The sequence below is a fragment of the Bacillus sp. TH13 genome (assembly GCF_016651175.1).
GTDB classification, from domain to species: domain Bacteria; phylum Bacillota; class Bacilli; order Bacillales; family Bacillaceae_G; genus Bacillus_A; species Bacillus_A thuringiensis_S.
On the sequence record NZ_JAEKEJ010000025.1, the window covers coordinates 445605 to 460375 of the forward strand.

A 14771-nucleotide genomic window follows, 5' to 3' on the forward strand; every position below is an offset into this window, starting at 1 on the left:
CTTTTCTTCCCGAAAAAAATGTGAGCAGTTACGCTCACATTTGTTGTTCTTCTTCATAATCGCACGAAATACATTGTACTTGCACGCCTTTTTTCAACTTCTTCTCTACAAGCATGCCTTCACACTTCGGACATTTACGACCAATCGGCTTATCCCAAGATACAAAGTCACATTCTGGATACGTACCGCATCCATAGAAAAGGCGTTTCTTTTTGTTACTACGACGCTCAATAATTTGTCCTTCTTCACATTTCGGACAAGTTACACCGATTTCTTTCACAATCGGTTTTGTATTACGACAATCAGGGAAATTCGAACAAGCCATAAACTTCCCGTATTTACCCATTTTAAAGACCATTGGATGTCCGCATAATTCACAGTCTTCCCCAGCTGGCTCATCTTTAATTTCCACTTCACGCATTTCTTTTTCCGCTTTTTCTAAGCGCGGTTCAAATCCTACGTAGAAATCATCAACAATTTTCACCCAATTGGCATTTCCTTCTTCCACTTCATCAAGGCTTTGCTCCATATTGGCAGTAAATTCAATGTTAATAATTTCCGGGAAAAATTCTAAAATAAGTTCAATTACTATTTCACCAAGTTCAGTCGGAACGAAGCGTTTATTATCCAAGCCTACATATCCACGTTTTTGAATCGTTTCAAGTGTAGGTACATAAGTCGACGGTCTTCCAATTCCAAGTTCTTCAAGTGTTCTTACTAGACGAGCCTCTGTATAGCGCGGAGGAGGTTGTGTAAAATGTTGCTTCGGTTCTAAATCCTTTGAAAATACAGTTTCCCCTACTTCTAAAGGCGGCAACATCTTATCCTTTTCTTCAGCACCATCATCTTTCGACTCTACATACACTTTCATAAATCCTGGGAACTTTACAACCGATCCACTTGCACGGAACTGAACATTGTTATTAATGAGTCTCGCTGTCACAGTATCCATTATAGCAGACGCCATTTGACTTGCAACAAATCGCTCCCAAATCAATTTATATAATCGAAGTTGATCACGACTTAAGAAACTTTTTAGTTCCTCTGGCTTTCTCATTACCGAAGTAGGACGAATTGCCTCATGTGCATCTTGTGCATTTGACTTTTTCGTTTCTTTCTTCTTTTCTGTTCCTATGTATTCCGTACCATACGCTTCAGTGATGTAAGTACGAGCCTCTGTTTGAGCTGTTTCTGAGATACGTGTTGAATCAGTTCTCATATACGTAATAAGACCTACAGTTCCTTGTTTTCCAAGATCTATCCCTTCATACAATTGCTGTGCAAGCATCATCGTTTTCTTTGCTCGCATGTTTAACTTACGTGCTGCTTCTTGTTGCAAGGAAGATGTTGTAAACGGTAATGCAGGATTACGTTTTCGCTCTTTGCGCGTTACATTTTCAACTGAAAACGCATTGTCTTTCATCTGTTCAATTATTTCATTCACTTGCGTTTCATTCGTTAATTGAACCTTTTCCCCATCTACACCGTAAAAGCTTGCTTCAAATGTGTCTTTTCCTTTTACAAATTCTGTTTTAATTGTCCAGAATTCTTCAGGTTCAAAGCTTTGAATTTCCTTTTCACGTTCGATGATTAAACGAACTGCTACAGATTGTACACGCCCTGCACTTAATCCTTTTTTTACTTTCTTCCATAATAAAGGACTAATGTTGTAACCAACAAGACGATCAAGTATACGTCTTGCTTGTTGTGCATCTACTAAATCCATATTAATTGCACGAGGATGTTTAAATGATTCTTTGATTGCATCTTTCGTAATCTCATTAAACACAACCCGACAATCTGATTCAACGTCCACATTTAACGTATTCGCTAAATGCCAAGCGATTGCTTCCCCTTCGCGGTCTGGATCGGCCGCGAGATAGACTTTCTTTGCTTTTTTCGCCGCTGATTTTAAATCTTTTAAGACGGGACCTTTACCACGAATGGTAATATACTTCGGGGTGAAGTTGTTCTTTACTTCTATCCCCATTTGACTTTTTGGCAAATCGCGAACATGTCCCATAGACGCGACAACTTTGTATTTTTTCCCTAAATATTTCTCAATGGTCTTCGCCTTAGAAGGCGACTCCACGATCACGAGGTAATCTGACATGCTAGTGCCTCCTTAAGAGGTGGATTCAAGTCTTCATTAATCTTATTGATTTCTCTTGTTTTTGTCAATCAAGAATGAATATACCATACAGTGCCAATCTACCATTTGTCAATAATTGTTTAATAAAAATTTAAAAATATAAGGTTAATTTAAAATCTCTTCCAAGATATCTTCTGCATTTCTTACTAATTTTGCTCCTTGTTGAATAAGATGATTCGTTCCTGATGCCCCCTCTATAAATATAGGTCCAGGAAGTGCAAACACCTCTCTATTTTGCTCTAACGCAAGGTCTGCAGTAATAAGTGTTCCACTTCTCGATTTCGCTTCTACAACTAAAACACCTTTACTTATACCACTAATAATCCGGTTCCTTTTTGGAAAATACCATTTTTTCGGTGCATAGTGCGGAGGATACTCTGTCAATAACAATATATATTCCTTCCACATTTCATATAAATGTCTATTTTCTTTCGGATACATAAACGACAATCCGTGCCCTAATATCGCAATAGTGGGGCAATGATGCCTTACTGTAATCTCATGAGACATTGTATCTATCCCTTTTGCAAACCCACTGACAATAAGCCACTCTCTTTCTAATAAAGGGTGTAAAATAAATTTCAAGCTCTCATGACCATATAATGATGGTTCTCTCGTTCCAACAACTGCCAATTTAGTTACTTTATTTAGAAAATCTTTCTCTCCTTTTCCATATAAAACGAAGGGAGGGTCTTGTATTTCACGTAATAATTGCGGATAATTTTCATCCCATATCGTTATATAAAAGATACGATTTTTCTCTAAATAAGATATATATTGCGGAAGATTTGAACTTTGAAGAAATTTCACTAGTTCTGAAGATTTTTTCGAGGATATTCCAGTGTAGTGCTCCATTTGTTTTTCGTTAAAAGTATATATGTTCTTTAATTCTGGATCGACATATAGTAGCCTCTCCATCGCTTTCCAATAATCTGCTAGCAAGTAATGAAGATGTAATAACCGCTCTCTTTTCATCTTGATTCTCCTTACCCATAATTTTTATTATGTAAACAGAAAAAAGTGCAAAAAGACACCCTCAAGTAAGAAGGTGTCTTTCAACAGATTAATAGTTTTTGCAAGTCTCAAATAGACCTTTTTCTTTTAAAACAGAGATTAGCGTTTCTCCCATAACTGCTGGAGTTTCAGCTACTTTAATGCCACAAGCTTCCATTGTTTTAATCTTTTCAGCAGCAGTTCCTTTACCGCCAGAAATGATTGCACCAGCATGGCCCATACGTTTGCCAGCAGGCGCTGTTTGACCACCAATGAAGCCTACAACAGGTTTTGTCATATTAGCTTTTACCCATTCAGCTGCCTCTTCTTCTGCTGTACCGCCGATTTCACCAATCATAATTACAGCATGTGTTTCTTCATCTTCATTAAATGCTTTTAACGCATCAATAAAGTCTGTACCGTTAACAGGGTCTCCGCCGATACCTACAGCAGTAGATTGGCCAATACCTTCTTGTGTTAACTGATGTACAGCTTCATACGTTAATGTACCAGAGCGAGATACGATACCAACATGACCTTTTTTATGAATATATCCTGGCATAATACCAATCTTACATTCATCTGGTGTGATTACACCTGGGCAGTTTGGTCCAAGTAAACGTGTATGTTTACCAGCCATATATCTCTTTACGTTTACCATATCTAATACAGGAATTCCTTCAGTAATACATACTACTAAATCAATTTCTGCATCAACTGCTTCCATAATTGCATCTGCCGCAAAAGCGGGTGGAACGTATACAACTGAAGCGTTTGCGCCTGTTGCTTTCACTGCATCTTCTACTGTATCAAATACTGGTACACCTTCAATATCAGTGCCGCCTTTACCTGGTGTTACACCACCGACAATTTTCGTACCGTATTCAATCATTTGTTTTGTATGGAATAAACCTTGAGAACCTGTAATACCTTGAACAATAACTTTTGTATCTTTATTAACTAATACGCTCATTTTTCTCCCCCGCTTTCTATTAGCCCACTAGTGAAACAATTTTTTGTGCACCGTCTGCCATAGATTCTGCTGCAACAATATTTAAGCCAGACTCATTTAAAATTTTCTTACCTAGTTCTACGTTTGTACCTTCAAGACGTACAACTAAAGGTAACTCAAGACCTACTTGTTTCGTTGCTTCAATAACACCTTCTGCAATAACATCACACTTCATAATGCCACCAAAAATGTTAACGAAGATACCTTTTACATTTTTGTCAGAAAGGATAATTTTGAATGCTTCTGTAACTTTTTCAGCAGTTGCACCGCCACCAACATCTAAGAAGTTAGCTGGGTCACCGTGGTAATGTTTAATGATATCCATTGTAGCCATCGCTAAACCTGCACCATTAACCATACAACCGATATTTCCATCTAAAGGAATGTAGTTTAAGTCGTATTTTGAAGCTTCAATTTCTTTTGAATCCTCTTCATCAAGATCACGAAGCTCTAAAATGTCTTTATGGCGATATAACGCATTAGAATCAAAGTTTAATTTTGCATCTAATGCCATAACTTTACCTTCACCTGTTGTAACAAGTGGGTTAATCTCAGCGATAGAGCAATCTTTTTCGATAAACGCACGGTATAAGCCCATCATAAACTTCACAGCTTGTCCTACAAGCTCTTTTGGAATATTGATGTTAAATGCAATTCGGCGTGCTTGGAAACCTTGTAAGCCTACTGCTGGATCAATATATTCTTTAAAGATTTTTTCAGGTGTTTTTTCTGCTACTTCTTCAATTTCTGTTCCGCCTTCTTCAGACGCCATTAAAACAACTTGAGAAGTTGCACGATCTAAAACTAGACCTACATAATATTCTTTTTTAATATCGCAACCTTCTTCGATAAGTAAGCGTTTTACTTCCTTACCTTCAGGACCTGTTTGATGTGTCACAAGTGTAGTTCCTAAAATGCTTTCTGCATATGTACGAACTTCATCTAAATTTTTTGCAACTTTTACTCCGCCAGCTTTGCCGCGTCCACCAGCGTGAATTTGTGCTTTCACTACACATACATCTGTTCCTAGTTCTTTCGCTGCTTCTACAGCTTCTTCTACTGTAAATGCAACCTTCCCGTTCGGAACGCTAACCCCATAGCTTCTAAGGACTGCCTTACCTTGGTACTCATGGATATTCATGGTCCCATCCTCCCCTGTTTTCCTGTTTTACTCGAAAAGTTTTTTAATGTTTAAAAAACATTACATTGCCATTGTATAAGATGATTGGCACGCTGTCTACAATAAAGTGTCAGAAAACTGAAATCGCTTTATTCTTTTTCGAAAATAGTAATGTTTATATGCCAAAATAAAAAATAAGCTGTATATTTACAGCTTATTTTTCAGGCTGTGGAGAAAGTCTTCTCCACAGCCTGTTTTTGTGTCTGAACCTCTTTTTATGTGTCAACACTGATAAAAAGAGGTAAAGGAGAGATTTTTTATGATGGGTGCTTTAAAAAATCATCGTGATGAACGTGTATCTGTTTCTGTAGAAGAGTTGGTTCCACAAGATCATTTCCTTCGTGCGATCGAAGCGACAATTAGTTTTGATTTTATTGAAGAGAAGTTACGCCCTTATTACTGTGAAAACAATGGACGTCCGTCAATCCATCCTATCGTTTTATTTAAAATGATGTTTATTGGATATTTTTACGGTATTCGTTCGGAGCGTCAATTGGAAAAAGAGATTAAAACGAATATCGCCTACCGTTGGTTTTTAGGGTTTTCTCTATCAGATACTATTCCAGATCATTCTACAATCAGTTGGAATCGTCGTACTCGCTTTATTCATACAAATATTTTCGAAGAAATTTTTGATGAGATCGTGAGGCAAGCGACAGAGCACCGGATGGTGGGAGGACGTGCGCTGATGACAGATTCTACGCACATTAAGGCCAATGCTAATAAAAATAAGTTTGTACATAAATATAAAAAAGAAAAGGCAAAGTTTTATATAGATGAACTAGAAGCTGCGGTAATTGAAGATCGTGAGGTACACGAAAAAAAGAATTAAAACCTAGAAAGGAAAGTGATACTCCCACTAAAAAAACTCGTATAAGTACTACGGATCCAGATAGTGGATTTTTAATGAGAGATGGAAAACCGAACGGTTTTCATTTCTTAGACCATCGTACGACTGATGCGAAGTACAATATTATTACAGATACTTATGTAACGGCTGGAAATATGGCAGATTCCGAGCCATATTTAGCACGTCTACAAGCTCAAATTGATAAATTCGGATTTAAAGTGGAAGCTGTAGCTCTTGATGCAGGCTATTTTACAGGGTATATCTGTAAGAAATTATCGGAGAGAAATATATTTATGGTGATGGGGTATCGTCGATTTGGAAAACGAAATAAAGAAGTACCAAAAAGCCAATTTAAATATGTAGAAGAAATGAATGCATTTGCTTGTCCGATGGGGTGTATTTTAGAGTATGCGACAACGGATCGTGAAGGATATCGTCACTATAAATCCAACCCAGAAGACTGCGCTGTTTGTCCGCTACGTGAGGTATGTTTTTCAAAGAAACAAAAACAAAAAGTTATCACTCATCATATATGGGAGAAATATAAGGATATCGCTAGAAAAAACAAACTAACAGTTACAGGGAAAAAGTTGTACAAAGTACGCTGTTCAACTATAGAGCGAAGCTTTGCGGACGCCAAAGAACTACATGGCTATCGATATGCTCGATTTCGGGGGCTGAAGTCTGTCCAAATGCAGGCTTATCTTACCGCAACTTGTCAAAACATGAAAAAAATAGCCCTCCATCTGACCAAAAAAGGTCTGGTGGAGGGCTATTTTTTTGAAACTCTATTATTTTATGTTGTTTTTATTCGCTAAAATCAAAATGATTCCAGAGTGTGGGGAACCCTAAAGGGTTTCCCAACACTCTGAAAAATAAGCTGTATATTTACAGCTTATTTTTGAATCATATCTTTAATTGGCGCGAATGACTTTCGGTGTTCATCTAATACTCCATGCACTTCAATTGCCTCTAAATGTTGCTTTGTGCCATATCCCATATGTTGCTCAAATCCGTATTCAGGATACTTTTCTCCCAGTTCTTTCATCATACGATCTCTCGTTACTTTCGCAATAATAGATGCAGCTGAAATAGAAATACTTTTCGCATCACCTTTAATAATTGAGGTTTGCGGAATTGGTGTAGGAAGCTTCATCGCATCAATTAATAAATGTTGGGGTGTACAAGATAAATTTGCAACTGCATCTAACATCGCTTGTTTCGTTGCTTGGTAAATATTAATGTCATCAATAACTTGCGGTGATACAATTCCTACGCCAATTGCAATTGCTTGTACTTTTATTTCATCATAAAAACGCTCACGTTTCGCTTCACTCAGCTTTTTTGAGTCATTTAACCCTGGAATATAAAAATCCTCTGGAAGGACGACAGCTGCCGTCACAACAGGCCCAGCCAACGGGCCACGCCCTACTTCATCAATACCCGCGATATATGTGACCCCTTTTTCACGCAAAGCATTTTCATACTTGGACATTTCAAAAAAATTCTCTTTTTCTTTCTGTTCTAACTCTTTTTGTTTATACCACTTCAAAACGAGCTTTTGAACGCCTTTTCGCTCATCTTTCATTAACAGTTGAAAGCGATCATCTTCTTCATTCATAATTTCTTTCAATACATTTTCCGCTTCTTTTATCGTCATTTTTTGCATTTATACAAACTCCTTTTTAAACGTATCCAAAAAGAAAAGACGCACAAACGCACGTCTTATACTTCTTCTATTTTTTCCACATCTTCTACTTGCTCTGCAAACTCTTCCGGTGTTTCAAACGTCATTTTTCCAAGTTTGCCACCACGAAGCTCACGAAGTACAAGCTCAGATGTCTTATCATAATCAATCATTCCGCCGCCCATTAAGCAGCCTCTATTTTTTCCAATTGCATCGAATAATTCCACAATATCTTCTGGAATCTCATTTAAATTATAGCGTTCTTTCAAGCGTTCTGGATAATGTTTCTCCATAAAACGTAATGCGTAAACAGCTACATCTTGTAAATTTAAAATTGAATCTTTAATTGCACCCGTCGTCGCTAAGCGAAGACCCACTAATTGATCTTCAAATTTAGGCCACAGAATACCTGGCGTATCTAACAATTCCATTTCCTTCCCAACTTTAATCCATTGTTGAGCTGTTGTCACACCTGGACGATCTCCTGTTTTAGCAATATTTTTCTTTGCCAATTTATTAATTAATGTAGATTTACCAACATTTGGTATACCTACAATTAATGCACGAATCGCTCTCGGTCTAATACCTTTTGCAACCATTTTATCAAATTTTTCTTTAACAAGCACTTTACAAGCTGCTGCAATTTCTTTCATACCTTGTCCAGCTTGCGCGTTAATCGAAATTGCCATATGGCCTTTTTCTTTAAAATATGCGATCCATTGTTTTGTTAAACGGTCATCTGCCATATCCGCTTTATTTAAAACAACAAGCCTCGGCTTATGTGTAATGATTTCATCAATCATTGGGTTTCGAGATGATAATGGTAATCGAGCATCTACAAGTTCAATTACAACATCAATTAATTTTAATTTCTCCGTTACTTGGCGTCTAGCCTTCGCCATATGCCCTGGAAACCATTGAATTACCATGTTGCCACCTTCTTTTTCATTTATTTCACAATACGTGCGTCTTCTAACGGCCAATATAACATATTAGCTTTACCAATTACTTGATCCATTGAAATCGTACCGATTGAACGGCTATCTTTACTAAAACGACGATTATCACCTAAAACAAATAATTGATCTTTTGGAACGGTTTTCTTGCCTGTCATTTCTTCAAGATTAAAATCATATGTAAGCGGTCCGTCAGCAATTTGCTTTTTCTGCTTGTCTAAATACGGCTCCTCATAAGCCTTTCCGTTAACATACAGCTTATCATTACGATACTCTATTTCATCGCCTGGTAGGCCTATAATGCGCTTAATGTAATCTTTATCTTCTGTTGCTCGAAATACGATAATATCAAAGCGTTTTGGATCTCCAATGTGATAACCAATTTTATTCACAATCATTCGATCACGATCATGTAAAGTAGGTGCCATCGATACCCCGTCTACGAGAATTGGCGCAAAGAAAAACTGTCTAATAACACCAGCTAATACAACAGCAATCAAAATTGCTTTAATCCATTCCCAAAGTGAACTCTTCTCTTTTTTCATGCATTTCCCCTCCACGGTTATGTAAGCTGTTCGTATTATACCAAAATTTCATATAGATTGGAAAAAGGGAGCTTGTGCATTTACAAGCTCCCATACATGTCTTATCGAATTTCTTTAATACGTGCTTTTTTACCGCGAAGGTTACGTAAGTAGTATAACTTAGCACGACGTACTTTACCACGGCGAAGTACTTCGATTTTCGCGATTCTTGGCGTGTGAACTGGGAATGTACGCTCAACACCTACACCGTAAGAAATCTTACGAACTGTGAATGTTTCACTAATTCCGCCACCACGACGTTTAATTACAACACCTTCGAAAAGCTGAATTCTTTCACGAGTTCCCTCAACAACTTTTACGTGTACACGTAAAGTGTCACCAGGACGGAATGAAGGAAGGTCAGTTTTTAATTGGCCTTTTGTAATTTCTGCGATTAATTGTTGCATATTAAATTCTCTCCTTTAAACAGATGCTCTTATAAAGTCTTAATAAATTACAGCGGAACATCGTTAATACGGCTACTGATTTCAGTAGCACAAATGTTATAATAGCATATTACTAGGCCTGTTGCAATAGCAAATATATGAAGTTATTACTGCTCTCGCTTTATTTCCTCAAGCCATTTTTTCTCTTGTTTAGATAGATCTCTATCATCTAACAAATCAGGTCTACGCGTATACGTACGGCGCAAAGATTCCTTATGTCGCCATTCATCAATATTTTTATGATTCCCTGACATTAATACATCCGGTACCTTCATACCACGAAAATCAGCCGGACGTGTATAATGAGGATGCTCTAATAAACCTGTACTAAACGAATCCTCTACTTGTGAAGCATGATTTCCTAGCACGCCTGGCAAGAGACGTACAACACTATCAGTAATAACCATAGAAGCTAATTCTCCGCCCGTTAATACATAGTCACCAATAGAAATCTCATCCGTTACGAGATGCTCACGAATTCGTTCGTCATACCCTTCATAATGCCCACATACAAAGATCAAATGTTCTTCCCCTGCAAGCTCTTCCGCTTTCTTCTGCGTAAATCTTTCGCCCTGCGGACACATTAAGACAACTCTCGACTTACGCTCTGTCTCTTTCGTCAAATCTTCTACAGCATCAAAAATAGGCTGAGGAGTAAGCACCATACCAGCTCCTCCGCCGTAAGGATAATCGTCTACGCTATTATGCTTACTTGTTGTATAATCACGAAAGTTAACAACACGAAGGTTTACCGCTTCTTTTTCTTGCGCCTTCTTTAATATAGAAGATCCAAATACACCGGTAAACATGTCTGGGAACAACGTTAAAATATCAATTTTCATTATAGCAACCCTTCCATTACATGAATGGTTACTAATTTATTTTCAATATTAACTTGAAGTACAACGTCATCAATATAAGGAATTAAGAGATCTTGACCCTTCGGACGTTTAATCACCCAAACATCATTTGCACCAGGAGAGAGAATCTCTTTGATTGTCCCTAGCGCTTCTCCTTCTTCCGTTACAACGCTGCAACCAATAATTTCGTGATAGTAGTATTCACCTTCAGAAAGTTCACCTAACTGCTCTTCCGGTACTTTTATTAAAGAACCTTTAAACTTCTCTACTTCATCTACATTGTTATATCCTTCAAATGTTAATAAATCGAATGTCTTATGTTGGCGATGAGAAGTTACCTTCACTGGAAGATAGTCTGTGTCTTTCTCATTCGATATGTATAGCGTGTTTCCTACTTTATATCGCTCTTCTGGAAAATCAGTACGAGAAATCACACGGATTTCTCCTCTTACTCCATGAGTATTTACAATTTTCCCTACGTTAAACCACTTTGTCATAAATAGTATGTCCCCCCTGGTTTCTATATAAATTAAGCATCTCCATTTCATAGATGGAACATGCAATCTCTATTTAAATGTTAAAAAAGGGAGAGGAATAACTCCTCGCCCTTTTTACGTTTATTGAATTTCCAGTGTTACTTTTTCATCATTATGATGTCCCACTGAATACAAGAGCATTCGAATCGCTTTCGCAACTCTCCCTTGCTTTCCAATGACTTTCCCAACATCCTCAGGATGTACAGTTAATCGATACTTTATCTCTCCGTTGCAAAGTTCCTGTGTAACTTTTACATCTTCAGGATGATCGACAAGAGGCTTGACAATCGTCTCGACTAACTTCTTCATAGTCATTGCCTCAATTACTTACCTTGTTTAGATAAGTGGAATTTCTCCATGATACCTTGGTTAGAGAATAAGTTACGAACTGTATCAGATGGTTTAGCACCATTTCCTAACCATTTTAATGCTGCTTCTTCGTCGATCTTAACTTCAGCTGGTTGAGCAACTGGATTGTAAGTTCCGATTTCCTCAATGAAACGTCCGTCACGAGGAGAACGAGAATCTGCAACAACTACACGATAGAAAGGAGTTTTTTTAGCTCCCATACGTTTTAAACGAATTTTAACTGCCATTTATAAAGCACCTCCGAATTTATTTCACACAGATAATTATATTAGCAAAAAGACTATTGCTTTGTAAAGTATTTTTTCTTAACAGAGCCATCTTTTTTTCCTTACATGAATGGAAACTTCAATCCACCTAGTCCTTTTTTCTTGCCTTTTTGCATTCCCGTCATCGTCTTCATCATTTTTTTCATGTCATCGAATTGCTTAATTAGACGATTGATTTCTTGTACAGTTGTACCGCTACCTTTGGCAATGCGCTTTTTGCGACTAGCATTGATTATTTCCGGTTGTTCTCGTTCTAATTTAGTCATAGAACGAATAATTGCCTCAATATGCCCAATTTGTTTTTCATCAACTTGCGCATTTTTCAGCCCTTTAATTTTATTTGCACCAGGAAGCATTCCTAACAATTCATCAAGCGGTCCAAGTTGACGCACTTGTCCAAGTTGTTCTAGGAAATCGTCAAGCGTAAACGAAAGCGTACGCATTTTTTGCTCAAGTTCTTTTGCTTTCTCTTCATCAACTGTAGCTTGCGCTTTTTCAATCAATGTTAAGACATCGCCCATCCCTAAAATACGGGATGCCATACGCTCTGGATGGAACGCTTCAATTGCATCTAGTTTTTCACCCATACCAGCAAATTTAATCGGTGTGTTTGTTACAGCCTTAATAGATAATGCAGCACCACCGCGCGTATCACCATCTAATTTCGTTAATACAACACCTGTTAAACCTAACTGTTCATGGAAACTTTGTGCAACATTTACCGCGTCTTGTCCCGTCATCGCATCGACAACAAGGAAAATTTCATCCGGTTTCGCAACTTCTTTCACTTTCGCTAATTCATCCATTAGTTCTTCATCAATATGCAGGCGACCCGCTGTATCGATTAAAACATAATCATGATGATCTTCTTTTGCTTTTGCAATCGCTTGTTTCGCAATTTCAACAGGACTTACTTGATCTCCTAAAGAAAATACAGGCATGTCCAATTGCTTCCCTAATGTTTCAAGCTGTTTAATCGCTGCTGGACGGTAAATATCCGCTGCAACAAGCATCGGTTTACGATTATGCTTTTTACGAAGCAAATTCGCAAGCTTACCTGTCGTCGTTGTTTTACCCGCACCTTGCAGACCAACCATCATAATAACAGTCGGTGGCTTATTAGCAACAGCAATTTTGCTCTGCTCTCCACCCATAAGTTCTGTAAGTTCTTCCTGTACAACTTTAATTACTTGTTGTCCAGGTGTCAAACTTTTCATTACATCTTGTCCGACAGCACGTTCAGACACACGCTTCACAAAATCTTTTACTACTTTAAAGTTAACATCTGCTTCTAAAAGAGCTAGACGAACTTCTCTCATCATTTCTTTCACATCGGCTTCAGAAACTTTTCCTTTGCCGCGGATTTTTTGCATTGTCTGTTGAAGTCGGTCGGCTAATCCTTCAAATGCCATATTGCCGCCCTCCTAATCTAATTTTTCGATAGCTTCAACAACTTGTTTCATTTCTTCATTCACATGCTCTTCTTCGCTGATTAGCTGTTTTAGCTTTGCAACAAGTCGCTGTCGCTCTTGAAACTTTTGAAGTAATACTAATTTTTCTTCATATTCTTCAAGCATCGCTTCAGTCCGTTTAATGTTATCATACACGGCTTGGCGACTTACATCAAATTCTTCCGCAATTTCACCAAGAGATAAATCATCTAGATAATAAAGCGACATATAACTTCTTTGTTTTTGCGTTAACAACGATTGATAAAAATCAAATAAATAGTTCATTCTCGTTGTTTTTTCGAGCATGTTGGATCATCCTTTGTTAAGTGATTTCCCTTTACATGAATTAGTTTACATGGAGTCCAAAAGAGTGTCAAGTTTTTTTCTTAACATCATATATTTTTATAGAAAAAGAAGCGGAAATACCGCTTCTTTCGCTTATGCTTCTTCTGTTTCTACTAAGTTCGCAAATAAACCATACACATATTGTTCTGGATCAAACTGCTGCAAGTCATCCATTTGCTCTCCTAATCCAACAAACTTCACCGGTACATCCATTTCGTTACGAATCGCTAATACAATACCACCTTTAGCAGTTCCATCTAACTTCGTTAAAACAATACCAGTTACATTCGTTGCTTCACGGAATGTTTTCGCTTGACTTAAACCGTTTTGTCCTGTTGTTGCATCAATAACAAGCAATACTTCATGAGGAGCACCTGGTACTTCACGCTCAATTACACGCTTCACCTTCTCTAACTCTTTCATTAAGTTTACTTTATTTTGCAAGCGTCCTGCTGTGTCACATAGTAATACATCTACCTTACGTGCTTTTGCAGCTTGTACAGCGTCATACATAACCGCCGCTGGATCAGATCCAGATCCTTGTTTAATCACTTCTACACCAACGCGATCGCCCCATACTTCTAATTGTTCAATCGCCCCAGCACGGAATGTGTCTCCTGCCGCCAATAGGACTGACTTACCTTCTGATTTAAACTTATGCGCCAGTTTACCAATTGTCGTCGTTTTTCCTACACCGTTAACACCAACAAATAAAACAACCGTTAATTGGTCTTCTTGCATATTAATTTCGTTACTAAAATCGCTGTCACCTTTGTAAATTCCTACTAGTTTTTCTGAAATAACAGCTTGTACTTCTTTTGGATCTTGAATGTTACGACGTTGTACTTCTTCTTTCAATTGATCAATTAATTCCATTACCGTTGCAACGCCAACGTCTGCACCGATTAAGATTTCTTCTAACTCTTCGAAGAAATCTTCGTCCACTTTACGGTAACGATACACTAAATCATTCACTTTATCCGCAAATGAATTTCTAGTTTTTTCTAATCCGTGTTTAAATTTCTCTGTAACTGTATCCGTTTGTTTTGAAATTTTTTCTTTTAGTTTTTTAAAAAAACTCATA

The 14771-nt window shown here is 37.6% G+C and carries 16 protein-coding genes; 1 reads left to right on the forward strand and 15 read right to left on the reverse strand.

The window, feature by feature from the left end; all coding sequences use genetic code 11:
- Positions 1–34: 34 nt before the first annotated feature.
- The 4 genes from topA to sucC all read right to left on the reverse strand — a co-directional run bounded on the left by topA (position 35) and on the right by sucC (position 5298).
- The gene (gene topA, locus JFU02_RS10450) at positions 35–2113 is read right to left on the reverse strand and encodes a type I DNA topoisomerase (protein WP_001286957.1); all 2079 of its coding nucleotides are present in this window, start codon (positions 2111–2113) and stop codon (positions 35–37) included.
- Positions 2114–2257: 144 nt separating this feature from the next.
- Complete coding sequence (gene dprA, locus JFU02_RS10455) at positions 2258–3127, reverse strand: DNA-processing protein DprA (protein ID WP_000818045.1); 870 nt, start codon at positions 3125–3127, stop codon at positions 2258–2260.
- A gap of 88 nt (positions 3128–3215) precedes the next feature.
- On the reverse strand, positions 3216–4118 hold the full coding sequence (gene sucD / locus JFU02_RS10460) for a succinate--CoA ligase subunit alpha (RefSeq protein WP_000115178.1): 903 nt from the start codon (positions 4116–4118) through the stop codon (positions 3216–3218).
- A gap of 19 nt (positions 4119–4137) precedes the next feature.
- Complete coding sequence (gene sucC / locus JFU02_RS10465) at positions 4138–5298, reverse strand: ADP-forming succinate--CoA ligase subunit beta (protein WP_001020791.1); 1161 nt, start codon at positions 5296–5298, stop codon at positions 4138–4140.
- 298 nt (positions 5299–5596) lie between these two features.
- Here sucC and JFU02_RS10470 point away from each other — a divergent pair.
- Positions 5597–7005, forward strand: a protein-coding gene (locus JFU02_RS10470; RefSeq protein WP_097821175.1) for an IS1182-like element ISBth7 family transposase whose coding sequence is annotated in 2 segments (ribosomal slippage) — positions 5597–6155 and positions 6155–7005 — 1410 coding nt in all. Because the reading frame shifts where the segments join, the coding sequence is not laid out codon by codon here.
- A gap of 77 nt (positions 7006–7082) precedes the next feature.
- Here JFU02_RS10470 and JFU02_RS10475 read toward each other — a convergent pair.
- The 11 genes from JFU02_RS10475 to ftsY all read right to left on the reverse strand — a co-directional run bounded on the left by JFU02_RS10475 (position 7083) and on the right by ftsY (position 14770).
- Complete coding sequence (locus JFU02_RS10475) at positions 7083–7856, reverse strand: ribonuclease HII (protein WP_001171121.1); 774 nt, start codon at positions 7854–7856, stop codon at positions 7083–7085.
- Positions 7857–7912: 56 nt separating this feature from the next.
- Entirely contained in the window at positions 7913–8803 is an 891-nt protein-coding gene (ylqF, locus tag JFU02_RS10480) for a ribosome biogenesis GTPase YlqF (protein WP_000236702.1), read from the reverse strand.
- A gap of 20 nt (positions 8804–8823) precedes the next feature.
- Positions 8824–9375, reverse strand: a complete 552-nt coding sequence (gene lepB / locus JFU02_RS10485) for a signal peptidase I (protein WP_000711853.1) — start codon at positions 9373–9375, stop codon at positions 8824–8826.
- A 101-nt stretch (positions 9376–9476) separates the two neighbouring features.
- Entirely contained in the window at positions 9477–9821 is a 345-nt protein-coding gene (gene rplS, locus JFU02_RS10490; protein WP_001186516.1) for a 50S ribosomal protein L19, read from the reverse strand.
- A 146-nt stretch (positions 9822–9967) separates the two neighbouring features.
- On the reverse strand, positions 9968–10702 hold the full coding sequence (gene trmD, locus JFU02_RS10495) for a tRNA (guanosine(37)-N1)-methyltransferase TrmD (protein WP_086407617.1): 735 nt from the start codon (positions 10700–10702) through the stop codon (positions 9968–9970).
- A complete protein-coding gene (gene rimM, locus JFU02_RS10500; protein WP_000170273.1) occupies positions 10702–11217 on the reverse strand; it encodes a ribosome maturation factor RimM in 516 nt (171 codons plus the stop codon). The genes trmD and rimM overlap by 1 nt, the downstream gene beginning before the upstream one ends.
- A gap of 120 nt (positions 11218–11337) precedes the next feature.
- Entirely contained in the window at positions 11338–11565 is a 228-nt protein-coding gene (locus JFU02_RS10505; RefSeq protein WP_000737393.1) for a KH domain-containing protein, read from the reverse strand.
- 14 nt (positions 11566–11579) lie between these two features.
- Complete coding sequence (rpsP, locus tag JFU02_RS10510; RefSeq protein WP_000268748.1) at positions 11580–11852, reverse strand: 30S ribosomal protein S16; 273 nt, start codon at positions 11850–11852, stop codon at positions 11580–11582.
- A 101-nt stretch (positions 11853–11953) separates the two neighbouring features.
- Entirely contained in the window at positions 11954–13303 is a 1350-nt protein-coding gene (gene ffh, locus JFU02_RS10515; protein ID WP_000863460.1) for a signal recognition particle protein, read from the reverse strand.
- Positions 13304–13315: 12 nt separating this feature from the next.
- Positions 13316–13648, reverse strand: a complete 333-nt coding sequence (locus JFU02_RS10520; protein WP_000891062.1) for a putative DNA-binding protein — start codon at positions 13646–13648, stop codon at positions 13316–13318.
- Between the two features lie 132 nt (positions 13649–13780).
- A complete protein-coding gene (gene ftsY, locus JFU02_RS10525; protein ID WP_000007641.1) occupies positions 13781–14770 on the reverse strand; it encodes a signal recognition particle-docking protein FtsY in 990 nt (329 codons plus the stop codon).
- Position 14771: the final 1 nt, after the last annotated feature.

Coding starts and splice junctions, on each gene's coding strand:
- topA (WP_001286957.1), bottom strand. CDS start 2,113: ATGTCAGATTACCTCGTGATCGTGGAGTCGCCTTCTAAGGCGAAGACC.
- dprA (WP_000818045.1), bottom strand. CDS start 3,127: ATGAAAAGAGAGCGGTTATTACATCTTCATTACTTGCTAGCAGATTAT.
- sucD (WP_000115178.1), bottom strand. CDS start 4,118: ATGAGCGTATTAGTTAATAAAGATACAAAAGTTATTGTTCAAGGTATT.
- sucC (WP_001020791.1), bottom strand. CDS start 5,298: ATGAATATCCATGAGTACCAAGGTAAGGCAGTCCTTAGAAGCTATGGG.
- JFU02_RS10475 (WP_001171121.1), bottom strand. CDS start 7,856: ATGCAAAAAATGACGATAAAAGAAGCGGAAAATGTATTGAAAGAAATT.
- ylqF (WP_000236702.1), bottom strand. CDS start 8,803: ATGGTAATTCAATGGTTTCCAGGGCATATGGCGAAGGCTAGACGCCAA.
- lepB (WP_000711853.1), bottom strand. CDS start 9,375: ATGAAAAAAGAGAAGAGTTCACTTTGGGAATGGATTAAAGCAATTTTG.
- rplS (WP_001186516.1), bottom strand. CDS start 9,821: ATGCAACAATTAATCGCAGAAATTACAAAAGGCCAATTAAAAACTGAC.
- trmD (WP_086407617.1), bottom strand. CDS start 10,702: ATGAAAATTGATATTTTAACGTTGTTCCCAGACATGTTTACCGGTGTA.
- rimM (WP_000170273.1), bottom strand. CDS start 11,217: ATGACAAAGTGGTTTAACGTAGGGAAAATTGTAAATACTCATGGAGTA.
- JFU02_RS10505 (WP_000737393.1), bottom strand. CDS start 11,565: ATGAAGAAGTTAGTCGAGACGATTGTCAAGCCTCTTGTCGATCATCCT.
- rpsP (WP_000268748.1), bottom strand. CDS start 11,852: ATGGCAGTTAAAATTCGTTTAAAACGTATGGGAGCTAAAAAAACTCCT.
- ffh (WP_000863460.1), bottom strand. CDS start 13,303: ATGGCATTTGAAGGATTAGCCGACCGACTTCAACAGACAATGCAAAAA.
- JFU02_RS10520 (WP_000891062.1), bottom strand. CDS start 13,648: ATGCTCGAAAAAACAACGAGAATGAACTATTTATTTGATTTTTATCAA.
- ftsY (WP_000007641.1), bottom strand. CDS start 14,770: ATGAGTTTTTTTAAAAAACTAAAAGAAAAAATTTCAAAACAAACGGAT.